The organism is Citrobacter farmeri, assembly GCF_019048065.1.
Lineage (GTDB): Bacteria > Pseudomonadota > Gammaproteobacteria > Enterobacterales > Enterobacteriaceae > Citrobacter_A > Citrobacter_A farmeri.
The window spans coordinates 4842275-4868669 of sequence record NZ_CP077291.1; the positions used below are offsets into that span (position 1 = coordinate 4842275).

The following is a 26395-nucleotide window of genomic DNA, read 5'->3' on the forward strand; positions in this document are numbered from 1 at the left end:
GGGACTACGCACACATTTCTTTATATATGAAAGACTAGTCTATGAGCACTGATAATAAGCAATCATTGTCTGCGGTAACCCTCGCAGCCATTGGGGTTGTCTACGGTGATATTGGTACCAGCCCACTTTATACACTTCGTGAATGTTTGTCCGGTCAGTTTGGTTTTGGCGTTGAACGTGATGCCGTTTTTGGTTTTTTGTCGCTGATTTTCTGGCTACTCATCTTTGTTGTTTCTATTAAGTATCTGACTTTCGTCATGCGTGCAGATAACGCTGGTGAAGGGGGGATCCTGACGCTGATGTCACTGGCGGGGCGTAATACCTCTGCGCGAATGACCTCTACGCTGGTCATCATGGGCTTAATTGGTGGCAGCTTCTTCTATGGCGAGGTGGTGATCACCCCGGCCATCTCGGTGATGTCGGCTATTGAAGGTCTGGAGATCATCGCGCCACAACTGGATACCTGGATTGTCCCGCTGTCGATTATCGTTCTTACGCTGCTGTTTATGATTCAGAAGCACGGTACCGGGATGGTAGGGAAGCTGTTTGCGCCCATTATGCTGGCCTGGTTTTTGATTCTCGCCGTACTTGGTCTGCGCAGTATTATTGCCAACCCCGAAGTGCTGCAGGCGTTGAACCCAATGTGGGCGGTGCATTTCTTCCTTGAATATAAAACCGTCTCCTTTATTGCGCTTGGCGCAGTGGTACTGTCGATTACTGGCGTCGAAGCGCTGTATGCCGATATGGGGCATTTTGGTAAGTTCCCTATTCGCCTGGCGTGGTTTACGGTGGTACTGCCATCACTGGTACTCAATTACTTTGGTCAGGGCGCACTGTTGTTAAAGCACCCGGAAGCGATTAAAAACCCGTTCTTCCTGCTTGCGCCGGAATGGGCCCTGATTCCACTGCTGATCATCGCGGCGCTGGCGACGGTGATTGCCTCACAGGCGGTGATTTCTGGCGTCTTTTCGCTGACGCGTCAGGCGGTTCGTCTGGGCTATCTGTCGCCCATGCGCATCATTCATACGTCAGAAATGGAATCCGGTCAGATCTATATTCCGTTCGTCAACTGGATGCTCTATATCGCGGTGGTCATCGTGATTGTCAGTTTCGAGCACTCCAGTAACCTTGCGGCAGCATACGGGATAGCTGTGACCGGAACGATGGTACTGACCTCTATTCTCTCGACTACTGTGGCGCGTAAAAACTGGCACTGGAATAAGTACTTCGTGGCGCTGATCCTTATCGCGTTCCTGTGTATCGATATTCCGCTGTTCTCGGCAAACCTCGACAAACTGTTGTCCGGTGGTTGGCTGCCGCTGTCGCTGGGCCTGGTGATGTTCACCATCATGACCACATGGAAGAGCGAACGTTTCCGTCTGCTGCGCCGTATGCACGAACACGGTAACTCTCTGGAAGCGATGATCGCCTCGCTGGAGAAATCCCCGCCGGTACGCGTGCCGGGCACTGCGGTGTACATGTCTCGCGCGCTGAATGTGATCCCCTTTGCTCTGATGCACAACCTCAAGCACAACAAGGTGTTGCATGAGCGCGTGATTTTGCTGACGCTGCGTACTGAAGATGCGCCGTATGTGCATAACGTCCGTCGTGTGCAGATTGAGCAGTTGTCGCCGACTTTCTGGCGCGTCGTTGCCAGCTATGGCTGGCGTGAAACGCCGAATGTTGAAGAGGTCTTCCACCGCTGCGGTCTTGAAGGGTTGAGCTGCCGGATGATGGAGACGTCGTTCTTTATGTCGCACGAGTCGTTAATCGTCGGCAAACGCCCCTGGTATTTACGTCTGCGTGGCAAGCTGTATCTTCTTCTCCAGCGTAACGCCCTGCGCGCGCCCGATCAGTTTGAAATCCCGCCTAACCGCGTGATTGAACTGGGGACACAGGTCGAGATTTAGCGTGCTCGTCATGCCGGGTGGCGTAACGTCTGCCCGGCATTTTTCATTCCAACGCCCCCTGCCTTTCCCCCTTCATTATTTCACTTAGCGAAACGTTTCGACGGCGATCACAAATCTGTTACGTCATGATGGTTATTTGCTCACATCTCAGACTACACTGAATACCAGCGAAACGTTTCGCTAGTGGAGTAAAAAAATGAAGAAAGGCACAGTACTCAATTCAGAGATTTCGTCGGTTATCTCCCGTCTGGGGCATACCGATACGCTGGTGGTGTGTGATGCAGGTTTACCCATCCCGGGCAGTACCACGCGTATCGATATGGCATTAACCCAGGGTGTACCTTCTTTTATGCAGGTACTGGATGTGGTGACCCGTGAAATGCAGGTTGAATCGGCCATTCTTGCGACGGAAATTAAACAACATAATCCGCAACTCCACGAAACGTTGCTCAGCCACATTGAGCAACTGCAACAACACCAGGGAAATACCATAGAAATTCGTTACACCACGCATGAACAATTCAAAAAACAAACCGCAGACAGTCAGGCGGTAATTCGCAGCGGGGAATGTTCCCCGTATGCGAATATCATTCTCTGTGCTGGCGTCACTTTCTGAGGCCATCATGGACGCATTACTGCAACTCAAAGGGATCGATAAAGCGTTCCCCGGCGTGAAAGCGCTATCCGGCGCCGCACTCAATGTTTACCCCGGTCGCGTGATGGCGCTGGTGGGGGAAAACGGTGCCGGCAAATCCACCATGATGAAAGTGCTGACGGGTATCTATACCCGCGATGCCGGTTCATTGTTGTGGCTGGGGAAAGAAACTACCTTTAACGGTCCTAAATCATCCCAGGAAGCGGGGATCGGCATCATCCATCAGGAGCTTAACCTGATCCCGCAACTCACTATTGCGGAGAATATTTTCCTCGGGCGTGAATTCGTTAACCGCTTTGGCAAAATCGACTGGAAGAAGATGTATGCCGAAGCGGACCTCCTGTTGGCCAAACTCAACCTGCGCTTTAAGAGCGACCGCCTGGTCGGTGAATTGTCGATTGGCGACCAGCAGATGGTCGAAATTGCCAAAGTGCTGAGCTTTGAGTCGAAAGTCATCATTATGGATGAACCAACGGATGCGCTCACCGATACCGAAACCGAATCCCTGTTCCGCGTGATTCGCGAACTGAAGTCTCAGGGTCGCGGTATTGTCTATATTTCTCACCGAATGAAAGAGATCTTCGAGATTTGCGATGATGTGACCGTTTTCCGTGACGGACAGTTTATTGCCGAACGTGAAGTGGCTTCGCTGACCGAAGATTCGCTGATTGAAATGATGGTGGGTCGTAAGCTCGAAGAACAGTATCCGCGTCTGGATAAAGCCCCAGGTGAAATCCGCCTGAAGGTCGATAACCTGTGTGGGCCAGGCGTGAATGATGTCTCGTTTACCCTGCGTAAAGGCGAAATCTTAGGTATCTCTGGCCTGATGGGCGCTGGACGTACCGAACTGATGAAAGTGCTGTATGGCGCACTGCCGCGTACCAGTGGATATGTCACGCTCGATGGACATGAAGTGGTTGCGCGTTCCCCGCAGGACGGACTGGCAAACGGCATCGTCTATATTTCTGAAGACCGTAAGCGCGATGGTTTAGTACTCGGTATGTCGGTGAAGGAGAATATGTCTCTGACCGCGCTACGCTATTTCAGCCGCAGCGGCGGCAGTCTGAAGCATAAGGATGAGCAGCAGGCGGTGAGCGATTTTATTCGCCTGTTCAACGTGAAAACGCCGTCGATGGAACAAGCGATCGGTTTGCTGTCCGGGGGGAACCAGCAGAAAGTGGCAATTGCCCGTGGGCTGATGACCCGTCCTAAGGTACTGATCCTTGATGAGCCGACCCGCGGCGTGGATGTCGGGGCTAAGAAAGAAATTTATCAGTTAATTAACCAGTTTAAGGCCGACGGCCTGAGCATCATTCTGGTCTCCTCTGAGATGCCAGAAGTATTAGGCATGAGCGATCGCATTATCGTCATGCATGAAGGGCATCTCGGCGGTGAATTCACTCGCGAGCAGGCCACCCAGGAAGTTCTGATGGCTGCCGCTGTGGGCAAGCTTAATCGCGTGAATCAGGAGTAAAAAAAATGACTACCCAGGCTGTTTCTGGTCGCCGTTATTTCACCAAAGCGTGGTTGATGGAACAAAAGTCTCTCATCGCCCTGCTGGTGCTGATCGCGATTGTCTCAACGTTGAGCCCTAACTTTTTTACCGTCAATAACCTGTTCAATATTCTTCAGCAGACATCCGTAAACGCCATTATGGCGGTGGGGATGACGCTGGTGATCCTGACGTCGGGTATCGATCTGTCAGTCGGTTCCCTGCTGGCGCTCACCGGCGCGGTTGCGGCTTCAATTGTAGGGGTTGAAGTTAACGCGCTGGTGGCCGTTGCAGCAGCCCTGGCATTAGGTGCCGCTGTAGGCGCTGTTACGGGCGTGATTGTGGCGAAAGGCCGTGTACAGGCGTTTATTGCCACGCTGGTCATGATGCTGCTGCTGCGTGGTGTGACGATGGTGTACACCAATGGGAGTCCGGTTAACACGGGCTTTACCGATAATGCCGATCTGTTTGGTTGGTTCGGTATCGGTCGTCCGCTGGGCGTGCCGACGCCGGTCTGGATCATGGGGATTGTTTTCCTGGCGGCATGGTACATGTTGCACCACACTCGTCTGGGTCGCTATATCTATGCGCTGGGCGGTAACGAAGCGGCAACGCGTCTGTCCGGTATCAGCGTCAGTAAAATCAAGATTATCGTCTATTCACTGTGTGGGCTGTTGGCGTCGCTGGCGGGCATCATTGAAGTGGCGCGCCTTTCTTCAGCCCAACCGACAGCCGGTACGGGCTATGAGCTGGATGCTATCGCAGCCGTTGTGCTGGGCGGAACCAGTCTGGCGGGCGGCAAAGGGCGTATTGTTGGGACCTTGATCGGCGCATTAATTCTGGGTTTCCTCAATAATGGTTTGAATTTGTTAGGTGTTTCCTCCTATTACCAGATGATCGTCAAAGCGGTGGTGATTTTGCTGGCGGTACTGGTAGACAACAAAAAGCAGTAACAACGACTACAGGACATCTTAAATATGAACATGAAAAAACTGGCTACCCTGGTTTCTGCTGTTGCGCTAAGCGCCACCGTGAGCGCGAACGCAATGGCGAAAGATACCATTGCGCTGGTGGTCTCCACGCTTAACAACCCGTTCTTCGTCTCGCTGAAAGATGGGGCGCAGAAAGAAGCAGATAAGCTGGGTTACAACCTGGTGGTACTGGACTCCCAGAACAACCCGGCGAAAGAGTTGGCGAACGTTCAGGATTTAACCGTACGTGGTACCAAAATTCTGCTGATCAACCCGACGGATTCTGACGCGGTGGGTAACGCGGTGAAGATGGCGAACCAGGCGAATATCCCGGTCATCACCCTTGACCGCCAGGCAACCAAAGGCGAGGTCGTCAGCCACATCGCATCTGATAACGTTCTGGGTGGAAAAATCGCGGGTGATTACATCGCGAAAAAAGCGGGTGAAGGCGCAAAAGTCATTGAACTGCAAGGTATTGCCGGAACTTCCGCGGCGCGTGAACGTGGTGAAGGTTTCCAGCAGGCCGTTGCGGCTCATAAATTTAACGTTCTGGCCAGCCAGCCGGCAGACTTTGACCGTACTAAAGGTCTGAACGTGATGCAGAACCTGCTGACTGCGCATCCGGATGTGCAGGCTGTCTTTGCACAGAACGATGAAATGGCGCTGGGTGCGTTGCGTGCTCTGCAAACCGCAGGTAAATCTGATGTGATGGTGGTCGGATTTGACGGTACGCCTGATGGCGAAAAAGCGGTAAATGATGGCAAACTGGCTGCGACTATCGCACAGTTACCGGACCAGATCGGCGCGAAAGGCGTTGAGACGGCAGATAAGGTACTGAAAGGCGAGAAAGTTCAGGCCAAGTACCCTGTTGACCTGAAGCTGGTCATCAAGCAGTAACTGGCGATTCAGGCGACCGCGTGCCGCCTGAGGGACTAAATATAAAGAAAAGTAAGTGTGGCATACGCCACCGGGTAATACCGGTGGCGATCTCAGATGGACACCCCGAACATGAAAACCGCAGGCAATCTTGTCGTTCTTGGCAGTATTAATGCCGACCATATCCTGAACCTTAAAACATTCCCGGCGCCAGGTGAAACGGTCACCGGAAACCACTATCAGGTGGCTTTTGGCGGCAAAGGGGCGAATCAGGCGGTGGCTGCGGGTCGTAGTGGGGCGAATATTGCGTTCATTGCCTGCACGGGCGATGACGATATCGGAAGCAACATCCGCAAACAGCTTGTTAGTGACAACATTGATGTCGATCCTGTGAGCGTCATTAGTGGGGATTCCACCGGCGTGGCGCTGATTTTTGTGAATGGCGACGGTGAAAACGTTATTGGTATCCATGCAGGCGCTAATGCGGCGCTTTCCCCTGCGTTAGTCGAGGCACAGCGTGAGCGCATTGCTCAGGCATCCGCATTGTTAATGCAACTGGAATCGCCGATTGAAAGCGTGCTGGCAGCAGCGAAAATTGCAAAGCAAAACAACACGGCTGTGGTGCTGAATCCGGCTCCTGCGCGTGAGTTATCCGACGAGCTGCTGGCGCTGGTGGATATCATCACCCCGAACGAAACTGAAGCGGAAAAGCTGACGGGGATCCGTGTCGAAAACGATGAAGACGCCGCGAAAGCATCCCAGGTGCTGCATGCGAAAGGCATTCATACCGTACTGATTACCTTAGGAAGCTGGGGTGTCTGGGCCAGTGTGAATGGCGAAGGCAGCCGGATTCCTGGATTTAAAGTTGACGCTGTTGATACCATCGCTGCGGGCGATACTTTCAACGGCGCGCTGATCACCGCTCTGCTGGAAGAAAAGCCGCTGTCTGACGCGATTCGCTTTGCCCATGCCGCAGCGGCGATTGCAGTAACCCGTAAAGGAGCACAGCCTTCCGTGCCGTGGCGTGATGAAATTGAGGCGTTTTTAGGTCAGCAGAGGTAAGCTTGGCTACCATGAAGGATGTTGCCCGCCTGGCGGGCGTTTCCACTTCTACCGTTTCGCACGTCATTAATAAGGATCGCTTTGTCAGTGAAGCGATAACTGAAAAAGTCGATGCAGCGATCAAGTCGTTAAATTACGCCCCTTCTGCGCTGGCACGCAGTCTGAAGCTGAATCAGACGCGTACCATCGGCATGCTGATCACGGCGAGTACCAACCCTTTTTACTCCGAACTGGTGCGGGGTGTTGAGCGCAGCTGCTTTGAGCGCGGCTATAGTCTGGTGTTATGCAATACCGAAGGCGATGAGCAGCGCATGAACCGTAATCTGGAAACCCTGATGCAAAAGCGGGTGGACGGGTTACTGTTGCTCTGTACCGAAACACACCAGCCGTCGCGTGAAATCATGCAGCGCTACCCCTCTATCCCTACGGTCATGATGGACTGGTCTCCTTTTGATGGTGAAGGGGATAGCGATCTTATTCAGGATAACTCGTTACTCGGCGGTGACCTGGCCACTCAACATTTGATTGATAAAGGCTTTACCCGCATCGCTTGTATTACCGGGCCGCTTGATAAAACCCCGGCACGATTGCGTCTGGAAGGATATCGCGCAGCGATGAAACGCGCCGGGCTGGATATTCCGGACGGTTACGAAATTACCGGTGATTTTGAATTTGGCGGTGGGTTTGAGGCCATGCAGACGCTGCTTTCTCATCAGCCTCGTCCCCATGCTGTTTTCGCCGGTAACGATGCGATGGCGGTAGGCGCTTATCAGGCGTTGTATCAGGCCGGATTGCGAATTCCGCAGGACATGGCGGTGATTGGCTACGATGATATAGAACTGGCGCGTTACATGACGCCACCGCTTACTACCATTCATCAACCGAAGGATGAACTGGGTGAGTTGGCCATCGATGTGTTGATTCACCGGATGGCACAACCTGCCCTACAACAGCAGCGTCTGCAGCTTACTCCTGTTCTGATGGTGCGGGGCTCGGTGTAGGCTTGTGTCGCTCTTTGATCAGGTTGCGGCCATCTTTGGCTCTCAGCAACATAAACATTAGTGCTGACACAACAGTAATCGCGCCCATCGTAATAAAGGTGTAGTGGAACTGTTCGACCGTATTGGTTCCCTCCATCCCTTCGTAGATGCGTAACACTGCCGCACTGATTGCTACCCCTAAACTGATGGATAACTGTTGCGTAACGGCCAGCACGCTGTTGCCGCTACTGGCGTTGTCATCGGTCAGATCGGCCAGCGTGATGGTGTTCATCGCAGTGAATTGCGTCGACATCGCCATCCCCAGAATGAACAACGGTAGAATCAACAGCCAGACGGGCATGGCAGGGGTTTGCAGCGAGAATTGCGCGATCATCAGTCCGATAAAGACAGTGATGCCCACCAGTGTGGTTCGATAACCCAGCCGGCGCAGTACCTGCGTCACCATCGATTTTGCCAGTATTGAGCCCAGCGCGGTGGGAGCCATCATGCAACCGGCAATCAGTGCCGGGAAACCAAATCCTACCTGTAACATCAGCGGCATCAGGAACGGCACGCATCCCGTCCCCAGACGGGTAGCAAGGTTACCGGAAATACCAACAGAGAAAGTGCGGGTCTTAAACAATGACAGCGAAATCAACGGTGTGGGGTGGCGTCGCGCGTGACGTACATAGGCCAGCAGTAACACAACGCTCAGCAGGATAATCGTCAGCGCGATCCAGGTGGCGACAATTTTCTCACCAAATAACTCCATTCCGCTGGAAAAGAGGACCAGGCTCAGGCCAAAAAGAAAGAAGCCAGTCGTATCAAATTTGCGTCGCGGAGTGGTGAAGTTTGGCATATATTTGCGCGCATAAAGAATGCCGGTGATTCCTATCGGAATGTTGATCAGGAAAATCCAGTGCCAACTGGCCCAGGTAACCAGAACGCCCCCCAGTACCGGGCCCAGGATGGGACCGACCAGTCCTGGCATCGTCACAAAGTTCAGCACCGGCAGTAGTTCACTTCGTGGATAGGCTCTTAATAATGCCAGGCGTGCAACTGGCATCATCATTGCGCCACCAATCCCCTGAATCACACGAAAGATAACCAGCTCCGGCAGCGTACTGGAAAGTGCGCAGGCGAGTGAGCCGAGCGTAAATAAGCTTACAGCGACCATGAATACGCGTCGGGTCCCGAAGCGATCGGCCAGCCATCCACTCACCGGGATCAGCATGGCAACCGTCAGGGTGTAACTGATAATCGCGGACTGCATTGCCAGGGGGGAGCGGTTGAGGCTCTGCGCGATGGCGGGTAAGGCGGTATTAAGAATCGTGGCGTCCAGTGCCTGCATGAAGAAGGCCATTGCCGCTATCCACGGCAATCCAGCCATACTGCGTGCTTTTTTGTTGGTCATGCACAATCCTGGTCGTTTTCAGGACGTTCATTCGGGGCTATCAACAGAGCCTGACAAGCCTTAAATGCGCCGTCGCCGTCGCTTTGTGCAATGGCGTCGACAATTGCCTGGTGCAAATCCAGCTTCACAACGGTGTTATAAGTAATTGAATTAAAATAGGTGTGGTAGACAGAATGAAACAATGAGGCAAAAGAGGTTAAAAACGGGTTCGCGCTCATTTCGTAAATATGCTCATGCCAGGCCATATCTACTTCAATCCAGCGTTCGCGCTTGAAGTTCTTTTTCAACGCGACCATCTCTTCCATTAATGTATTCAGATGTGCTTTTTGCTCCGCAGTACCGATTGTCGCTGCCAGCGAGCACGCCTGAGGCTCCAGACTGATACGCATCACCAGAAAGTGCTCGATAACCTGCTGAAAATTTTCTTCGGTCATCCACCAGGTGAGTAATTCCTGGTCGAGAAAGTTCCAGTTTGCCTGTGGCATCACGCGGGTGCCAATGCGAGGGCGCGGTAATACCATCCCTTTGGCGGTTAATGTTTTAACTGCTTCCCGAACGGCGGTCCGGCTTACACCAAACTGTTCGCCCAGTTCTATTTCTCCAGGGAGAATGGCACCAGGGGCATATTCACCTTTGAGGATCTGTTGCGCTAGCTTCTCAGCGAGAACATAGGAAAGGTTTTTTTGTGCAGCCAGCTGTTGTGCGCTTAAAGGCATTACTCTTTGTCCTTTATCTTTTTCTTACTTATTAGTATGCCATCAGGAAGTGTGATTGCGGTTGCAAAAACAGCAAAACGCTTATTTTATGGCACGTTAATACCGGTTTTGGTGAAAAAAGGAACACTCGGCAAATTATTTTAAATTTCCCCTTGTCAGCCCGAAATAACTCCCTATAATGCGCCTCCACTGACACGGAACAACGGCATGCAAGCCGCCGGGTCAGCGGGGTTCAGCGATGAATGCCCACAGAGAAAAGCGAAATAAATGCTTGACTCTGAAGCGGGAAAGCGTATTATGCACACCCCGCGCCGCTGAGAAAAAGCGAAGCGGCACTGCTCTTTAACAATTTATCAGACAATCTGTGTGGGCACTCAAAGTGACATGGATTCTTAACGTCGCAAGACGAAAAATGAATACCAAGTCTCTGAGTGAACACGTAATTCATTACGAAGTTTAATTCACGAGCATCAAACTTAAATTGAAGAGTTTGATCATGGCTCAGATTGAACGCTGGCGGCAGGCCTAACACATGCAAGTCGAACGGTAACAGGAAGCAGCTTGCTGCTTTGCTGACGAGTGGCGGACGGGTGAGTAATGTCTGGGAAACTGCCCGATGGAGGGGGATAACTACTGGAAACGGTAGCTAATACCGCATAACGTCGCAAGACCAAAGAGGGGGACCTTCGGGCCTCTTGCCATCGGATGTGCCCAGATGGGATTAGCTTGTTGGTGAGGTAACGGCTCACCAAGGCGACGATCCCTAGCTGGTCTGAGAGGATGACCAGCCACACTGGAACTGAGACACGGTCCAGACTCCTACGGGAGGCAGCAGTGGGGAATATTGCACAATGGGCGCAAGCCTGATGCAGCCATGCCGCGTGTATGAAGAAGGCCTTCGGGTTGTAAAGTACTTTCAGCGGGGAGGAAGGGGTTAAGGTTAATAACCTTAGCCATTGACGTTACCCGCAGAAGAAGCACCGGCTAACTCCGTGCCAGCAGCCGCGGTAATACGGAGGGTGCAAGCGTTAATCGGAATTACTGGGCGTAAAGCGCACGCAGGCGGTCTGTCAAGTCGGATGTGAAATCCCCGGGCTCAACCTGGGAACTGCATTCGAAACTGGCAGGCTTGAGTCTCGTAGAGGGGGGTAGAATTCCAGGTGTAGCGGTGAAATGCGTAGAGATCTGGAGGAATACCGGTGGCGAAGGCGGCCCCCTGGACGAAGACTGACGCTCAGGTGCGAAAGCGTGGGGAGCAAACAGGATTAGATACCCTGGTAGTCCACGCCGTAAACGATGTCTATTTGGAGGTTGTGCCCTTGAGGCGTGGCTTCCGGAGCTAACGCGTTAAATAGACCGCCTGGGGAGTACGGCCGCAAGGTTAAAACTCAAATGAATTGACGGGGGCCCGCACAAGCGGTGGAGCATGTGGTTTAATTCGATGCAACGCGAAGAACCTTACCTGGTCTTGACATCCACAGAACTTGGCAGAGATGCCTTGGTGCCTTCGGGAACTGTGAGACAGGTGCTGCATGGCTGTCGTCAGCTCGTGTTGTGAAATGTTGGGTTAAGTCCCGCAACGAGCGCAACCCTTATCCTTTGTTGCCAGCGGTCCGGCCGGGAACTCAAAGGAGACTGCCAGTGATAAACTGGAGGAAGGTGGGGATGACGTCAAGTCATCATGGCCCTTACGACCAGGGCTACACACGTGCTACAATGGCATATACAAAGAGAAGCGACCTCGCGAGAGCAAGCGGACCTCATAAAGTATGTCGTAGTCCGGATTGGAGTCTGCAACTCGACTCCATGAAGTCGGAATCGCTAGTAATCGTGGATCAGAATGCCACGGTGAATACGTTCCCGGGCCTTGTACACACCGCCCGTCACACCATGGGAGTGGGTTGCAAAAGAAGTAGGTAGCTTAACCTTCGGGAGGGCGCTTACCACTTTGTGATTCATGACTGGGGTGAAGTCGTAACAAGGTAACCGTAGGGGAACCTGCGGTTGGATCACCTCCTTACCTTAAAGAACCTGCCTTTGTAGTGCTCACACAGATTGTCTGATGAAAAGTAAAAAGCAAGGCGTCTTGCGATTGAGACTATGTGTCCCCTTCGTCTAGAGGCCCAGGACACCGCCCTTTCACGGCGGTAACAGGGGTTCGAATCCCCTAGGGGACGCCACTTGCGCGGGAATGTGTGAAAGGCGTTGCCACCGATATCTCAAAACTGACTTCAGAGTCATGTTTGAGATATTTGCTCTTTAAAAATCTGGATCAAGCTGAAAATTGAAACGACACACAGTCAATGTGTGTTCGAGTCTCTCAAATTTTCGCAATCATGAAGTGAAACATCTTCGGGTTGTGAGGTTAAGCGACTAAGCGTACACGGTGGATGCCCTGGCAGTCAGAGGCGATGAAGGACGTGCTAATCTGCGAAAAGCGTCGGTAAGGTGATATGAACCGTTATAACCGGCGATGTCCGAATGGGGAAACCCAGTGCAATCCGTTGCACTATCGTTAAGTGAATACATAGCTTAACGAGGCGAACCGGGGGAACTGAAACATCTAAGTACCCCGAGGAAAAGAAATCAACCGAGATTCCCCCAGTAGCGGCGAGCGAACGGGGAGCAGCCCAGAGCCTGAATCAGCATGTGTGGTAGTGGAACGGTCTGGAAAGGCCGGCGATACAGGGTGACAGCCCCGTACACAAAATTGCATGTGTTGTGAGCTCGATGAGTAGGGCGGGACACGTGGTATCCTGTCTGAATATGGGGGGACCATCCTCCAAGGCTAAATACTCCTGACTGACCGATAGTGAACCAGTACCGTGAGGGAAAGGCGAAAAGAACCCCGGCGAGGGGAGTGAAAAAGAACCTGAAACCGTGTACGTACAAGCAGTGGGAGCCTCTTTTATGGGGTGACTGCGTACCTTTTGTATAATGGGTCAGCGACTTATATTCTGTAGCAAGGTTAACCGGATAGGGGAGCCGAAGGGAAACCGAGTCTTAACTGGGCGTTAAGTTGCAGGGTATAGACCCGAAACCCGGTGATCTAGCCATGGGCAGGTTGAAGGTTGGGTAACACTAACTGGAGGACCGAACCGACTAATGTTGAAAAATTAGCGGATGACTTGTGGCTGGGGGTGAAAGGCCAATCAAACCGGGAGATAGCTGGTTCTCCCCGAAAGCTATTTAGGTAGCGCCTCGTGAATTCATCTTCGGGGGTAGAGCACTGTTTCGGCTAGGGGGTCATCCCGACTTACCAACCCGATGCAAACTGCGAATACCGAAGAATGTTATCACGGGAGACACACGGCGGGTGCTAACGTCCGTCGTGAAGAGGGAAACAACCCAGACCGCCAGCTAAGGTCCCAAAGTCATGGTTAAGTGGGAAACGATGTGGGAAGGCTCAGACAGCCAGGATGTTGGCTTAGAAGCAGCCATCATTTAAAGAAAGCGTAATAGCTCACTGGTCGAGTCGGCCTGCGCGGAAGATGTAACGGGGCTAAACCATGCACCGAAGCTGCGGCAGCGACACTATGTGTTGTTGGGTAGGGGAGCGTTCTGTAAGCCTGTGAAGGTGTGCTGTGAGGCATGCTGGAGGTATCAGAAGTGCGAATGCTGACATAAGTAACGATAAAGCGGGTGAAAAGCCCGCTCGCCGGAAGACCAAGGGTTCCTGTCCAACGTTAATCGGGGCAGGGTGAGTCGACCCCTAAGGCGAGGCCGAAAGGCGTAGTCGATGGGAAACAGGTTAATATTCCTGTACTTGGTGTTACTGCGAAGGGGGGACGGAGAAGGCTATGTTGGCCGGGCGACGGTTGTCCCGGTTTAAGCGTGTAGGTGTGTGTTCCAGGTAAATCCGGTTCACTTTAACACTGAGGCGTGATGACGAGGCACTACGGTGCTGAAGTAACAAATGCCCTGCTTCCAGGAAAAGCCTCTAAGCATCAGGTAACATCAAATCGTACCCCAAACCGACACAGGTGGTCAGGTAGAGAATACCAAGGCGCTTGAGAGAACTCGGGTGAAGGAACTAGGCAAAATGGTGCCGTAACTTCGGGAGAAGGCACGCTGATACGTAGGTGAAGCGATTTACTCGTGGAGCTGAAATCAGTCGAAGATACCAGCTGGCTGCAACTGTTTATTAAAAACACAGCACTGTGCAAACACGAAAGTGGACGTATACGGTGTGACGCCTGCCCGGTGCCGGAAGGTTAATTGATGGGGTTATCTGTAAGGAGAAGCTCTTGATCGAAGCCCCGGTAAACGGCGGCCGTAACTATAACGGTCCTAAGGTAGCGAAATTCCTTGTCGGGTAAGTTCCGACCTGCACGAATGGCGTAATGATGGCCAGGCTGTCTCCACCCGAGACTCAGTGAAATTGAACTCGCTGTGAAGATGCAGTGTACCCGCGGCAAGACGGAAAGACCCCGTGAACCTTTACTATAGCTTGACACTGAACACTGGTCCTTGATGTGTAGGATAGGTGGGAGGCTTTGAAGTGTGGACGCCAGTCTGCATGGAGCCGCCCTTGAAATACCACCCTTTAATGGCTGGTGTTCTAACGTAGGCCCGTTACCCGGGTTGCGGACAGTGTCTGGTGGGTAGTTTGACTGGGGCGGTCTCCTCCTAAAGAGTAACGGAGGAGCACGAAGGTTAGCTAATCCTGGTCGGACATCAGGAGGTTAGTGCAAAGGCATAAGCTAGCTTGACTGCGAGCGTGACGGCGCGAGCAGGTGCGAAAGCAGGTCTTAGTGATCCGGTGGTTCTGAATGGAAGGGCCATCGCTCAACGGATAAAAGGTACTCCGGGGATAACAGGCTGATACCGCCCAAGAGTTCATATCGACGGCGGTGTTTGGCACCTCGATGTCGGCTCATCACATCCTGGGGCTGAAGTAGGTCCCAAGGGTATGGCTGTTCGCCATTTAAAGTGGTACGCGAGCTGGGTTTAGAACGTCGTGAGACAGTTCGGTCCCTATCTGCCGTGGGCGCTGGAGAATTGAGGGGGGCTGCTCCTAGTACGAGAGGACCGGAGTGGACGCATCACTGGTGTTCGGGTTGTCATGCCAATGGCACTGCCCGGTAGCTAAATGCGGAAGAGATAAGTGCTGAAAGCATCTAAGCACGAAACTTGCCCCGAGATGAGTTCTCCCTGACTCCTTGAGAGTCCTGAAGGAACGTTGAAGACGACGACGTTGATAGGCCGGGTGTGTAAGCGCAGCGATGCGTTGAGCTAACCGGTACTAATGAACCGTGAGGCTTAACCTTACAACGCCGAAGATGTTTTGGCGTGAGAGACATCAATGTCAGCTTGATAACAGATTATGTCACTTCGTGGAAACGGGGTGATGAAACAGAATTTGCCTGGCGGCAGTAGCGCGGTGGTCCCACCTGACCCCATGCCGAACTCAGAAGTGAAACGCCGTAGCGCCGATGGTAGTGTGGGGTCTCCCCATGTGAGAGTAGGGAACTGCCAGGCATCAAATTAAGCAGTAAACTGGTGTAAAAATCAGTGGTTGTAGAAAAATTCGGTGGAGCGGTAGTTCAGTTGGTTAGAATACCTGCCTGTCACGCAGGGGGTCGCGGGTTCGAGTCCCGTCCGTTCCGCCACCCTAATTAGGGGCGTAGTTCAATTGGTAGAGCACCGGTCTCCAAAACCGGGTGTTGGGAGTTCGAGTCTCTCCGCCCCTGCCAGAAAATTATCCTTAGCGTTTGCTAAGGATTTTTTTTGTCTGTAAAACATGCCTCCAGATACCGCTCTCTTCTTTTTCTGGCATCCTTGCCAACCTTATTTTTCCTTACTCTTCCAGTACTTCTATTTTTAGAAGATCTTTGATCAGCGTATATTTATCACTATTTTGCAGCCAAATAGCGTACAACGGACGCGAAAGTGTTGCGCTGTCTGCAACGGTATGCAGCCCACCCTTTTCTTTGGCCCAACGTGTGGGTAACCAGGTGCAACCATTCAGAGCGTGAAGTTGTTGTCTGGCTAGTTCAGCAGAACTGGTGGTGAGTACCGGGACTTCATCGGCGGCAATTAATCCCACCTCATTCTGTTGAAAGTCAGGCCCCCACTCCAGACGCAGATAATTCAGTGCCTCTTTCATCGTCGAAGGGCTGGCGCAATATAATGCCAGGCTGAAATATCCCAGTAACTGGCTGCTAAACTCATCCATCTTTGGGGCTTCTGTGGTGATAAGCAGATCAAGCTGGCGCTCATGCAACTGTTTTACCAGTGATTGACGTTGTGCGATGCGGGCTTCGAATTGCAGGCCGTTCTGGGGCTCTTGTGACTGGTACAAGCGTCCTAACCAGCCGTTGAGCATGCACTCCCACAGCGATGCACTGGCACCGATTGAAAACTCATTATGCCTTGACGTATGGGCGACCTCTTTGCGGGCAGCCTGCCATGTATTCATTAGCGTTTCCGCATAGGGCAGAAGCTTCTCGCCGGCCGCTGTTAAGCGGATATTATTTCTGTGGCGGGTAAAAAGATTCACACCCAGTTGGTTTTCCAACTGTCTGATGCGAAAGCTGACCGCCGACTGAGTCAGGTAGAGCGCTTCCGCAGCCCGGCCAAAGTGGCGCGTTCGGCTAACTTCCAGGAAAGTTTTTAACAATTCCGTATCCACAGTGCTCTCCGCAAAATTATTTGTCGTTATGATTTAAATGTTTTGTTTTACACTCTGTCAAGCGTAACTAATACTCCGCGCCATAAATAGCTCGGCCAAAAGAATTAGGAGCGTGCAGGATGGCGGAAAGCTTTACGACGACTAATCGATATTTCGACAACAAATATTATCCACGCGGATTCTCTCGTCATGGTGATTTCACCATCAAAGAGGCGCAACTGCTTGAACGTCATGGTTATGCCTTCAACGAGCTGGATCTGGGGAAACGTGAGCCGGTTACCGAAGAAGAGAAGCTCTTTGTGGCGGTATGCCGTGGTGAACGTGAGCCAGTGACCGAAGCGGAACGCGTCTGGTCTAAATACATGACGCGAATCAAGCGTCCAAAACGTTTCCACACTCTGTCCGGCGGTAAACCGCAGATGGAAGGTGCTGAGGACTACACAGAGTCTGATGACTAATAAAAAAAGGGCCCAGGCCCTTTTTTTATGTCAGTTGTTTTTGCAGGTGTGCAAGCAGTCTATCTATCGCCCGGTAGCTGACCGCTTCCTGCAAGTGTCGTCGCGAAATCTGTTCGGCTTGCGCAAGGTCGGCAATGGTCCTCGAGACCTTTAATAAACGCTGCCAGGCCCGTATAGACAATCCAAGATGGATGAGTGTCTCCTCCAGCCACTGCGCATCTTCACTCGATAACGGACAGTGTTCACGTATCTCCCTGTTTTGCAGGAGCGCATTCAGTTTGCCCTGGCGTTTATGCTGGCGTTCCTGCGCAGCTATAACCCGTTGTTTAACCGTAATGCTGTTTTCCCCTTTTACACCGGGTTGGCTGAGTATGCCTGGTGGGGGTAAAGGGATCTCAAGAGAAAGATCAAAGCGGTCCAGAAAGGGACCTGAGAGTCGGCTGAGATAGCGTAATGTCTGTTCAGGTGTACTCCGGTTATGGTTGCCCTGATAGTGTCCTGTGGGACTGGGATTCATTGCTGCCACCAATTGAAAGCGCGCAGGATAGGTGATCTTGGCACGCGTACGAGAAAGGTGGATCTGGCCAGACTCGATGGGCTCACGTAAGGCATCTAAGGTTCGTCGTTCAAACTCAGGTAGCTCATCAAGAAATAGTATTCCGTTGTGTGCTAAAGATATTTCGCCTGGCGCGGGGATCGCACCGCCACCAACCATCGCGGTCAGGGATGCACTGTGGTGTGGTGCGCGGAAAGGTCGTTGCTTCCACTGTTTTTGCACGCTGTTCGAGTTGATCAGGCTGAGGATGGCGGCACTTTCCAGGGCTTCTTCGTTACTTAACGCCGGCAACAGACCATTAAGGCGGCTGGCAAGCATCGTTTTCCCCGTACCCGGTGGACCAACTAACAACAGGTTATGCCCACCCGCGGCGGTGATCTCAAGGCTGCGTTTTCCTTGCTCCTGACCAATAATATCGCTGAGATCGTCAGATGACATGCAGGTTACCTCGTCGCTGACTTCTGGATGGTTAAGGTCATGTTTTCCTTCCAGGAATGCGCAGACGGCTTGCAGATGATCGGCAACCAAACATCCGTCCCCCTCAATCAGCCCGACCTCTTCTTCGTTCTCTTTTGCCACGATTATGCATCTTCCCGCGCGAATCGCTTCGGTCGCGCTGGATATAGCGCCGGGAACGCCGCGTAATGCGCCTGTAAGCGCCAATTCACCCACTAACTCATATCGGTCGAGTTTATGTGTTGTAAGCTGCTCAGATGCAACCAGAAGCGCCACAGCAATAGGTAAATCGTATCTCCCGCCCTCTTTGGGAAGATCTGCTGGGGCGAGATTGATGGTGATTTTCTTTGCGGGAAAGTCATATCCGCTATTGATGATCGCACTGCGTACCCGATCGCGTGCCTCTTTGACGGTTGTTTCTGGTAATCCCACCAACGTTAAGCCAGGCAGACCGTTACTGATATGCACTTCGATGGTAATCGCCGGTGCATTCACCCCCAACGCAGCGCGTGTATGAACAATTGACAGTGACATAGCCCCTCCAGATGCCACTATTATGTCTGAACTTTTCTTTGCAGTATCATTGCAGAATGGCGTTTTTTCGCTGTGGATTCCGAACTTTTAATGCAATTTTTCGGTGTTTTCTCTTTTACTGGAAGGACGCTCGCAGTGAGTTTTTCCTCTCTCCAGGGGGGCTAAAAAAGGGTTTACTCCCGCTCCTGAAGTGAAATTTTTTCAATTCCTGTTTTTTATATAAAAAACAATGATTTTCCGCTAACACGTTCGCTCAGTCAGAAAAATGAAAAGAAAAAAATCTTGTGCTATTGGCGAAATCTATGGTAACTCTTTAGGTATTCCTTCGAACAAGATGCAAGAATAGACAAAAATGACAGCCCTTCTACGAGTGATTAGCCTGGTCGTGATTAGCGTGGTGGTGATTATTATCCCATCGTGCGGGGCTGCACTTGGACGAGGAAAGGCTTAAAAATCAAGCCTTAACGAACTAAGACCCCCGCACCGAAAGGTCCGGGGGTTTTTTTTGACCTTAAAAACACAACGCAGGAACAGAAAATGAATAACAGCATAAAATTCTGTTTCTTAAGATTTATGACGGGGATCTAACTATGAATGGAGCACAGTGGGTGGTACATGCGTTGCGTGCGCAGGGTGTCGAGACAGTATTCGGCTATCCCGGTGGCGCAATTATGCCGGTCTACGATGCGTTGTACGACGGTGGCGTGGAACACCTGCTGTGCCGACATGAACAGGGGGCGGCGATCGCGGCCATTGGTTATGCCCGTTCCACTGGGAAGACAGGCGTTTGTATCGCCACCTCAGGTCCTGGGGCAACAAATCTGATCACCGGACTGGCGGATGCGCTGTTAGATTCAGTCCCTGTTGTAGCGATCACCGGGCAGGTTGCTGCGCCCTTCATCGGTACCGACGCGTTTCAGGAGGTCGATGTGCTGGGGCTGTCACTGGCCTGTACCAAGCACAGTTTTCTGGTGCAGTCGCTGGAAGAGCTGCCGCGCATCATGGCTGAGGCGTTTGAAGTCGCGAACTCTGGCCGTCCAGGTCCGGTTCTGGTAGATATCCCGAAAGATATCCAGTTAGCCCGCGGGGAGTTGGAACCGTATTTCACGACCGTCGAAAACGCGGCAGTTTTCCCTCATGCCGACGTTGAGCAGGCGCGAAAAATGCTGAGCCAGGCGCAAAAACCGATGCTGTACGTCGGCGGTGGCGTAGGGATGGCGCAAGCGGTCCCGGCGCTGCGTGAATTTATTGCGGTAACGCAAATGCCGGTTGCCTGCACGCTGAAAGGGCTGGGGGCTGTCGAGGCGGATTATCCCTACTATCAGGGGATGCTGGGTATGCATGGCACCAAAGCCGCAAACTTCGCAGTGCAAGAGTGTGATTTGTTGATTGCGGTAGGCGCACGTTTTGATGACCGGGTGACTGGCAAACTGGATACTTTCGCGCCTCATGCCAGTGTGATCCATATGGATATCGATCCGGCTGAACTGAACAAACTGCGCCGGGCGCATGTTTCCTTGCAGGGCGATTTGAATGTGTTGCTGCCAGCTCTGCAACAGACGGTCAACATTGATGAATGGCGTCAACGTAATGCGGAACTGCGTACTGACCACACCTGGCGCTACGATCATCCGGGGGAGGCCATCTATGCGCCGCTGCTGTTAAAACAGCTGTCGGATCGTAAACCAACCAACTGTGTGGTGACGACGGATGTCGGCCAGCATCAGATGTGGTCCGCGCAACATATGACGTACACTCGCCCGGAGAATTTCATCACCTCCAGCGGCTTAGGCACGATGGGTTTTGGGTTACCGGCTGCCGTTGGAGCGCAGGTTGCGCGACCGGACGACACCGTTATCTGTATTTCCGGTGACGGCTCCTTCATGATGAATGTTCAGGAGCTGGGCACCGTAAAACGTAAGCAGTTACCGTTGAAGATAGTCTTACTGGATAACCAACGGTTAGGCATGGTTCGACAATGGCAACAGCTGTTTTTCCAGGAACGATATAGCGAAACCACCCTGACCGATAACCCCGATTTCCTCACGTTAGCCAGCGCCTTCGGCATCCCTGGCCAACACATCACCCGAAAAGACCAGGTTGAAGCGGCACTCGATACCCTGCTGAACAGCGACGGGCCATACCTGCTTCATGTCTCAATCGACGAACTTGAGAATGTCTGGCCACTGGTGCCGCCTGGCGCCAGCAACTCTGAAATGCTGGAGAAATTATCATGATGCAACATCAGGTCGCCGTAGAAGCTCGCTTTAATCCGGAAACACTGGAACGTGTTTTACGTGTGGTACGCCACCGTGGTTTTCAGGTGTGCGCCATGAATATGGAAGCCGCCCGTGACGCGCAGAATATAAATATCGAATTGACCGTTGCCAGTCCACGGTCGGTCGACTTACTGTTTAGTCAGTTAAGTAAGCTGGTCGATGTGGCACATGTTGCCATCTGCCAGAGCACAACCACATCACAACAAATCCGCGCGTAAGCGTGACAGGAAGAAGAAATGACGACGAAAAAAGCTGATTACATTTGGTCCAATGGCGAGATGGTTCGTTGGGAAGACGCGAAAGTTCACGTGATGTCCCACGCACTGCACTACGGTACGTCTGTCTTTGAAGGCATCCGTTGCTATGACTCGCACAAAGGCCCGGTGGTGTTCCGTCATCGCGAACACATGCAACGCCTGCATGATTCAGCCAAAATTTACCGTTTCCCGGTCTCTCAGAGCGTGGATGAGCTGATGGAAGCTTGCCGTGCGGTGATCCGTAAAAACAACCTGACCAGCGCCTATATTCGTCCGCTGGTGTTTGTTGGCGATGTGGGGATGGGCGTGAATCCCCCTCCAGGATACACCACTGACGTCATTATCGCCGCGTTCCCGTGGGGCGCGTACCTGGGTGCCGAAGCGCTGGAACAAGGGATCGATGCAATGGTTTCCTCATGGAACCGTGCCGCGCCAAACACAATCCCGACCGCAGCAAAAGCGGGGGGTAACTACCTCTCGTCACTGCTGGTTGGAAGCGAAGCGCGTCGTCATGGCTATCAGGAAGGCATCGCGCTGGATGTGAATGGTTACATTTCTGAAGGTGCAGGTGAAAACTTGTTTGAAGTGAAAGACGGTGTGCTGTTTACCCCGCCGTTTACCTCTTCCGCGCTGCCGGGGATCACCCGTGACGCCATCATCAAACTGGCGAAAGATCTGGGAATTGAAGTCCGCGAGCAGGTTCTGTCCCGCGAATCCCTGTATCTGGCAGATGAAGTGTTCATGTCCGGCACAGCGGCGGAAATCACTCCGGTTCGCAGCGTTGACGGTATCCAGGTGGGTGAAGGCCGCTGTGGTCCGGTCACCAAACGCATCCAGCAAGCGTTCTTCGGCCTGTTTACCGGCGAAACCGAGGACAAATGGGGCTGGTTGGATCAGGTTAATTCATAATTAAAGAAAAATGGGACGGCACGCACCGTCCCGTTTTACAGACAGACACCAGGAGTAAATAACGCATGCCTAAGTACCGTTCCGCCACCACCACTCATGGCCGCAATATGGCAGGAGCCCGCGCGCTGTGGCGCGCAACAGGAATGACCGATGCCGATTTTGGCAAACCGATCATTGCCGTCGTGAACTCATTCACCCAGTTTGTACCAGGGCACGTGCATTTGCGCGATCTCGGTAAACTGGTTGCTGAACAAATTGAAGCATCGGGTGGGGTGGCTAAAGAGTTCAACACCATTGCAGTGGATGATGGTATCGCCATGGGCCACGGGGGCATGCTTTATTCACTACCGTCGCGCGAACTGATCGCTGATTCGGTGGAATACATGGTGAATGCCCATTGCGCCGATGCCATGGTTTGTATCTCCAACTGTGACAAAATCACCCCGGGGATGCTGATGGCCTCCCTGCGCCTGAATATTCCGGTGATCTTCGTTTCCGGCGGTCCGATGGAAGCCGGGAAAACCAAGCTTTCTGACAAAATCATCAAGCTCGATCTGGTTGATGCCATGATTCAAGGGGCGGACCCGAAAGTCTCTGACGATCAGAGCAATCAGGTTGAACGCTCCGCCTGCCCGACTTGCGGTTCCTGTTCCGGGATGTTTACCGCCAACTCGATGAACTGCCTGACCGAAGCGCTGGGCCTGTCGCAGCCGGGGAATGGCTCGCTGCTGGCGACTCACGCCGACCGTAAGCAGTTGTTCCTCAACGCTGGTAAACGCATTGTTGAGCTGACGAAACGTTACTACGAGCAGGATGATGCGTCCGCACTGCCGCGCAACATCGCCAGCAAAGCGGCGTTCGAAAACGCGATGACGCTGGATATCGCGATGGGGGGATCCACCAACACCGTGCTGCACCTGCTGGCCGCAGCGCAGGAAGCGGAGATCGACTTCACGATGAGTGATATCGACAAGCTTTCCCGCAAAGTTCCGCAACTGTGTAAAGTGGCGCCGAGTACGCAGAAATATCACATGGAAGATGTTCACCGTGCGGGCGGCGTGCTGGGAATTCTGGGCGAACTGGATCGCGCAAGCCTGTTGAACCGGGACGTGAAAAACGTGCTGGGGCTGACACTGCCGCAAACCCTTGAGCAATATGACATCACGGTGACACAAGATGACGCCGTGAAGCAGATGTTCCGTGCGGGTCCGGCGGGTATTCGCACCACCGAAGCGTTCTCGCAGGATTGTCGTTGGGACTCGCTGGATGACGATCGCGCCGAAGGTTGTATCCGTTCGCTGGAACACGCCTACAGCAAAGACGGTGGTCTGGCGGTACTTTACGGTAACTTCGCGGAAAATGGCTGCATTGTCAAAACCGCTGGCGTGGATGACAGCATTCTGAAATTTACAGGCCCAGCCAAAGTGTACGAAAGCCAGGATGAAGCGGTTGATGCGATCCTCGGCGGTAAAGTGGTAGAAGGTGACGTGGTCGTGATCCGCTACGAAGGACCAAAAGGCGGACCGGGGATGCAGGAAATGCTTTACCCCACGACCTTCCTCAAATCGATGGGCCTCGGCAAAGCGTGCGCACTGGTCACTGACGGGCGTTTCTCTGGGGGTACCTCTGGTCTCTCCATTGGTCACGTTTCACCGGAAGCGGCCAGCGGCGGTAATATCGCGATCATTGAAGACGGCGACATGATTGCGATTGATATTCCAAACCGTGGCATTCAGCTGCAACTGAGCGATGCGGAAATTGCTGCCCGTCGTGAAGCGCAGGAAGCTCGCGGCGACAAAGCCTGGACACCGAAAGATCGTCAGCGTCAGGTTTCGTTTGCGCTTCGCGCCTATGCGAGTCTTGCGACCAGCGCCGATAAAGGCGCGGTACGCGATAAATCGAAACTGGGAGGCTGATGATGGCCGAATCACAACCTCTGTCAGCTGCCCCGGAAGGGGCAGAATATCTGCGTGCGGTGCTCCGCGCGCCGGTATACGAAGCGGCGCAGGTGACGCCGCTGCAAAAAATGGAAAAACTGTCGTCGCGCCTTGATAACGTGATTCTTGTGAAGCGTGAAGACCGGCAGCCGGTTCACAGCTTCAAGCTTCGCGGCGCTTACGCGATGATGGCAGGGCTGACTGAGGCGCAAAAAGCCCATGGGGTGATCACTGCGTCTGCGGGTAACCACGCCCAGGGCGTGGCGTTCTCTTCCGCTCGTCTGGGTGTGAAGGCGCTGATCGTGATGCCTGTTGCGACGGCGGATATCAAAGTCGATGCTGTTCGTGGCTTTGGTGGTGAAGTATTGCTGTATGGCGCAAACTTTGATGAAGCAAAAGCGAAAGCGATTGAACTGTCGCAGCAGCAGGGCTTTACCTGGGTTCCACCGTTCGATCACCCAATGGTGATCGCCGGTCAGGGGACGCTGGCGCTGGAGTTGCTCCAACAGGATGCCCATCTCGATCGCGTGTTTGTGCCGGTCGGCGGCGGCGGTCTGGCGGCAGGCGTTGCGGTCCTGATTAAACAATTGATGCCGCAAATCAAAGTCATTGCGGTGGAAGCAGAAGACTCCGCCTGTCTGAAAGCGGCGCTGGAGGCGGGCCATCCGGTTGATCTTCCTCGCGTCGGCCTGTTTGCAGAAGGCGTGGCGGTGAAGCGCATTGGGGATGAAACCTTCCGTCTTTGTCAGGAGTATCTCGACGATATCATCACCGTGGATAGTGATGCGATATGTGCGGCGATGAAAGACCTGTTCGAAGATGTGCGTGCAGTGGCGGAGCCTTCCGGCGCGCTGGCGCTGGCGGGAATGAAAAAGTACATCGCCCAGCACAACATTCGCGGCGAACGCCTGGCGCATATTCTTTCCGGCGCTAACGTTAATTTCCATGGTCTGCGCTACGTTTCCGAGCGTTGCGAGTTGGGCGAACAACGTGAAGCGCTACTGGCGGTAACTATCCCGGAAGAAAAAGGCAGCTTCCTGAAGTTTTGCCAGTTGCTGGGCGGTCGTTCAGTCACCGAATTTAACTATCGCTTTGCCGATGATAAGAATGCCTGCATTTTTGTCGGCGTTCGGTTAAGCAGGGGGATGGAAGAACGTACCGGGATCCTGAATCTGCTGCGCGACGGCGGCTATAGCGTGGTCGATCTCTCCGATGACGAAATGGCGAAACTGCACGTGCGTTACATGGTTGGCGGGCGTCCCTCTAAGCCGCTACAGGAGCGTTTATTCAGTTTTGAGTTTCCGGAATCTCCGGGCGCGCTGCTTAAGTTTTTGCATACGCTGGGCACCCACTGGAATATCTCATTGTTCCATTATCGCAGCCACGGTACGGACTATGGCCGCGTACTGGCAGCGTTTGAACTGGGCGAGCACGAACCTGATTTCGAAACACGACTGCAAGAACTGGGCTATGAGTGTCACGACGAAACAAATAACCCGGCATTCCGCTTTTTTCTCGCGGGTTAAGTTGGTTGGCATGAGCCGGATGGCGCTGTGATTTGCGCCGCCATCCGGCAATGATTGATTGAGGCAAGCAGATGGCTGGACGCTTTCAGGGATTTGCGCAGGAAGGGCTGACGTTTCTTCAGCAGGTAAAAATTGAAAACGATAAAACGTGGTTCGAGGAGCACCGTTTTATTTACGATCGCAGCATACTCACGCCGTTTCGGGCGCTGGTGGATGACTTAGCGCCGGTGATGTCAGAAATTGATCCGCTGCTGGAAACCCGTTCCGCCATCGGCAAAACGCTATCGCGTATTCATCGTGATACCCGTTTTTCCCATGACAAATCGCTTTACCGCAGCCGGATGTGGCTGACCTTCAAACGTTCAGCCAAAAACTGGACCGATGCCCCCGCGTATTTTTTTGAAATCAGCCCGGATACGTTGCGTTACGGACTGGGATATTACAGCGCCAGTAAGCCGACGATGGATCTGTTTCGCCATACGCTAAAGCAGCGGCCTACGCAGTTTCTGGAAGTGGCTGACTGTTGTCGGGCGCCGTTTGAGCTGGTGGGGGAGCGCTATAAGCGACTGCTGGTAAAGGATCTTGATCCGACGATTTCTGACTGGTATCACCGTAAATCCTTTGCGGCAATGGCAACGGATACCGACGTGGAAAAACTCTTCCGCGCCGATCTGGTGACGCTGCTGGCAAACGGCTTCCGCCAACTGGAGCCGTTGTACCAGTGGTTAATGCAGGTGGAAACCCTGAAGCAAATTGACCCCGCGGATCTGTAA

General features: G+C 53.0%; 20 protein-coding genes, 3 tRNA genes and 3 rRNA genes. 22 read left to right on the top strand and 4 right to left on the bottom strand.

What is annotated here, in order from left to right; genetic code table 11:
• Positions 1-41: 41 nt before the first annotated feature.
• The 7 genes from kup (at position 42) to rbsR (ending at position 7967) form a co-directional block, all read left to right on the top strand.
• On the top strand, positions 42-1910 hold the full coding sequence (gene kup / locus I6L53_RS22880; protein WP_042323582.1) for a low affinity potassium transporter Kup: 1869 nt from the start codon (positions 42-44) through the stop codon (positions 1908-1910).
• Between the two features lie 196 nt (positions 1911-2106).
• Positions 2107-2526 (top strand): D-ribose pyranase, encoded by a 420-nt coding sequence (gene rbsD, locus I6L53_RS22885; protein WP_042323583.1) that lies wholly within the window; start codon positions 2107-2109, stop codon positions 2524-2526.
• 7 nt (positions 2527-2533) lie between these two features.
• Entirely contained in the window at positions 2534-4039 is a 1506-nt protein-coding gene (gene rbsA / locus I6L53_RS22890) for a ribose ABC transporter ATP-binding protein RbsA (protein WP_042323586.1), read from the top strand.
• 5 nt (positions 4040-4044) lie between these two features.
• Positions 4045-5010 (top strand): ribose ABC transporter permease, encoded by a 966-nt coding sequence (rbsC, locus tag I6L53_RS22895; protein WP_042323588.1) that lies wholly within the window; start codon positions 4045-4047, stop codon positions 5008-5010.
• A 24-nt stretch (positions 5011-5034) separates the two neighbouring features.
• On the top strand, positions 5035-5925 hold the full coding sequence (gene rbsB / locus I6L53_RS22900) for a ribose ABC transporter substrate-binding protein RbsB (RefSeq protein WP_042323589.1): 891 nt from the start codon (positions 5035-5037) through the stop codon (positions 5923-5925).
• A gap of 111 nt (positions 5926-6036) precedes the next feature.
• On the top strand, positions 6037-6966 hold the full coding sequence (gene rbsK, locus I6L53_RS22905) for a ribokinase (RefSeq protein WP_042323619.1): 930 nt from the start codon (positions 6037-6039) through the stop codon (positions 6964-6966).
• A 2-nt stretch (positions 6967-6968) separates the two neighbouring features.
• On the top strand, positions 6969-7967 hold the full coding sequence (rbsR, locus tag I6L53_RS22910) for a ribose operon transcriptional repressor RbsR (protein ID WP_084196639.1): 999 nt from the start codon (positions 6969-6971) through the stop codon (positions 7965-7967).
• On the opposite strand, the gene mdtD is transcribed toward rbsR, so the two are convergent.
• Both mdtD and I6L53_RS22920 read right to left on the bottom strand, forming a co-directional pair.
• Positions 7933-9360, bottom strand: a complete 1428-nt coding sequence (mdtD, locus tag I6L53_RS22915; RefSeq protein ID WP_042323593.1) for a multidrug transporter subunit MdtD — start codon at positions 9358-9360, stop codon at positions 7933-7935. The genes rbsR and mdtD overlap by 35 nt on opposite strands.
• On the bottom strand, positions 9357-10076 hold the full coding sequence (locus I6L53_RS22920; RefSeq protein ID WP_042323595.1) for a FadR/GntR family transcriptional regulator: 720 nt from the start codon (positions 10074-10076) through the stop codon (positions 9357-9359). The genes mdtD and I6L53_RS22920 overlap by 4 nt, the downstream gene beginning before the upstream one ends.
• A 478-nt stretch (positions 10077-10554) precedes the next feature.
• On the opposite strand from I6L53_RS22920, the gene I6L53_RS22925 reads away from it, so the two are divergent.
• The 6 genes from I6L53_RS22925 to I6L53_RS22950 all read left to right on the top strand — a co-directional run bounded on the left by I6L53_RS22925 (position 10555) and on the right by I6L53_RS22950 (position 15772).
• Positions 10555-12096: ribosomal RNA gene (locus I6L53_RS22925) — 16S ribosomal RNA — on the top strand.
• A gap of 84 nt (positions 12097-12180) precedes the next feature.
• Positions 12181-12256: transfer RNA gene (locus tag I6L53_RS22930), tRNA-Glu, on the top strand.
• Between the two features lie 183 nt (positions 12257-12439).
• Positions 12440-15346: ribosomal RNA gene (locus I6L53_RS22935) — 23S ribosomal RNA — on the top strand.
• A gap of 95 nt (positions 15347-15441) precedes the next feature.
• Positions 15442-15557, top strand: a 5S ribosomal RNA gene (gene rrf, locus I6L53_RS22940).
• Together the 16S, 23S and 5S rRNA genes with 3 tRNA genes alongside form the textbook arrangement of a ribosomal RNA operon.
• Positions 15558-15611: 54 nt before the next feature.
• Positions 15612-15688, top strand: a tRNA-Asp gene (locus tag I6L53_RS22945).
• A gap of 8 nt (positions 15689-15696) precedes the next feature.
• Positions 15697-15772: transfer RNA gene (locus I6L53_RS22950), tRNA-Trp, on the top strand.
• 104 nt (positions 15773-15876) lie between these two features.
• Here I6L53_RS22950 and hdfR read toward each other — a convergent pair.
• Positions 15877-16710 (bottom strand): HTH-type transcriptional regulator HdfR, encoded by an 834-nt coding sequence (gene hdfR / locus I6L53_RS22955; protein WP_042326050.1) that lies wholly within the window; start codon positions 16708-16710, stop codon positions 15877-15879.
• Positions 16711-16829: 119 nt separating this feature from the next.
• Between hdfR and maoP the strand changes: the two genes are divergently transcribed.
• A complete protein-coding gene (gene maoP, locus I6L53_RS22960; protein WP_042326051.1) occupies positions 16830-17168 on the top strand; it encodes a macrodomain Ori organization protein MaoP in 339 nt (112 codons plus the stop codon).
• Between the two features lie 25 nt (positions 17169-17193).
• Here the strand turns inward: maoP and I6L53_RS22965 are convergent, their stop codons facing one another.
• Positions 17194-18714, bottom strand: a complete 1521-nt coding sequence (locus I6L53_RS22965; RefSeq protein ID WP_042326052.1) for a YifB family Mg chelatase-like AAA ATPase — start codon at positions 18712-18714, stop codon at positions 17194-17196.
• 352 nt (positions 18715-19066) lie between these two features.
• Between I6L53_RS22965 and ilvL the strand changes: the two genes are divergently transcribed.
• The 8 genes from ilvL (at position 19067) to I6L53_RS23005 (ending at position 26395) form a co-directional block, all read left to right on the top strand.
• Positions 19067-19165 (top strand): ilv operon leader peptide, encoded by a 99-nt coding sequence (gene ilvL, locus I6L53_RS22970; RefSeq protein ID WP_042326053.1) that lies wholly within the window; start codon positions 19067-19069, stop codon positions 19163-19165.
• An 86-nt stretch (positions 19166-19251) separates the two neighbouring features.
• Positions 19252-19302, top strand: a complete 51-nt coding sequence (gene ilvX / locus I6L53_RS22975; RefSeq protein WP_195297387.1) for a peptide IlvX — start codon at positions 19252-19254, stop codon at positions 19300-19302.
• Positions 19303-19304: 2 nt separating this feature from the next.
• The gene (gene ilvG, locus I6L53_RS22980) at positions 19305-20951 is read left to right on the top strand and encodes an acetolactate synthase 2 catalytic subunit (protein WP_042326054.1); all 1647 of its coding nucleotides are present in this window, start codon (positions 19305-19307) and stop codon (positions 20949-20951) included.
• Positions 20948-21211: an acetolactate synthase 2 small subunit gene (ilvM, locus tag I6L53_RS22985; protein ID WP_042326055.1), complete on the top strand. Its 264-nt coding sequence runs from the start codon at positions 20948-20950 to the stop codon at positions 21209-21211. The genes ilvG and ilvM overlap by 4 nt, the downstream gene beginning before the upstream one ends.
• Positions 21212-21229: 18 nt before the next feature.
• The gene (gene ilvE, locus I6L53_RS22990) at positions 21230-22159 is read left to right on the top strand and encodes a branched-chain-amino-acid transaminase (RefSeq protein ID WP_042326056.1); all 930 of its coding nucleotides are present in this window, start codon (positions 21230-21232) and stop codon (positions 22157-22159) included.
• Between the two features lie 65 nt (positions 22160-22224).
• Entirely contained in the window at positions 22225-24075 is a 1851-nt protein-coding gene (ilvD, locus tag I6L53_RS22995) for a dihydroxy-acid dehydratase (protein ID WP_042326057.1), read from the top strand.
• Positions 24076-24077: 2 nt separating this feature from the next.
• Positions 24078-25622 carry a threonine ammonia-lyase, biosynthetic gene (gene ilvA / locus I6L53_RS23000; RefSeq protein WP_042326143.1) on the top strand — a complete coding sequence of 515 codons (1545 nt, stop codon included), beginning with the start codon at positions 24078-24080 and terminating at the stop codon, positions 25620-25622.
• 71 nt (positions 25623-25693) lie between these two features.
• On the top strand, positions 25694-26395 hold the full coding sequence (locus I6L53_RS23005) for a DUF2461 domain-containing protein (RefSeq protein ID WP_042326058.1): 702 nt from the start codon (positions 25694-25696) through the stop codon (positions 26393-26395).

Coding starts and splice junctions, on each gene's coding strand:
- rbsA (WP_042323586.1), top strand. CDS start 2,534: ATGGACGCATTACTGCAACTCAAAGGGATCGATAAAGCGTTCCCCGGC.
- mdtD (WP_042323593.1), bottom strand. CDS start 9,360: ATGACCAACAAAAAAGCACGCAGTATGGCTGGATTGCCGTGGATAGCG.
- maoP (WP_042326051.1), top strand. CDS start 16,830: ATGGCGGAAAGCTTTACGACGACTAATCGATATTTCGACAACAAATAT.
- I6L53_RS22920 (WP_042323595.1), bottom strand. CDS start 10,076: ATGCCTTTAAGCGCACAACAGCTGGCTGCACAAAAAAACCTTTCCTAT.
- I6L53_RS23005 (WP_042326058.1), top strand. CDS start 25,694: ATGGCTGGACGCTTTCAGGGATTTGCGCAGGAAGGGCTGACGTTTCTT.
- kup (WP_042323582.1), top strand. CDS start 42: ATGAGCACTGATAATAAGCAATCATTGTCTGCGGTAACCCTCGCAGCC.
- ilvM (WP_042326055.1), top strand. CDS start 20,948: ATGATGCAACATCAGGTCGCCGTAGAAGCTCGCTTTAATCCGGAAACA.
- ilvL (WP_042326053.1), top strand. CDS start 19,067: ATGACAGCCCTTCTACGAGTGATTAGCCTGGTCGTGATTAGCGTGGTG.
- ilvG (WP_042326054.1), top strand. CDS start 19,305: ATGAATGGAGCACAGTGGGTGGTACATGCGTTGCGTGCGCAGGGTGTC.
- I6L53_RS22965 (WP_042326052.1), bottom strand. CDS start 18,714: ATGTCACTGTCAATTGTTCATACACGCGCTGCGTTGGGGGTGAATGCA.
- ilvA (WP_042326143.1), top strand. CDS start 24,078: ATGGCCGAATCACAACCTCTGTCAGCTGCCCCGGAAGGGGCAGAATAT.
- rbsK (WP_042323619.1), top strand. CDS start 6,037: ATGAAAACCGCAGGCAATCTTGTCGTTCTTGGCAGTATTAATGCCGAC.
- rbsD (WP_042323583.1), top strand. CDS start 2,107: ATGAAGAAAGGCACAGTACTCAATTCAGAGATTTCGTCGGTTATCTCC.
- ilvE (WP_042326056.1), top strand. CDS start 21,230: ATGACGACGAAAAAAGCTGATTACATTTGGTCCAATGGCGAGATGGTT.
- rbsC (WP_042323588.1), top strand. CDS start 4,045: ATGACTACCCAGGCTGTTTCTGGTCGCCGTTATTTCACCAAAGCGTGG.
- rbsB (WP_042323589.1), top strand. CDS start 5,035: ATGAACATGAAAAAACTGGCTACCCTGGTTTCTGCTGTTGCGCTAAGC.
- ilvD (WP_042326057.1), top strand. CDS start 22,225: ATGCCTAAGTACCGTTCCGCCACCACCACTCATGGCCGCAATATGGCA.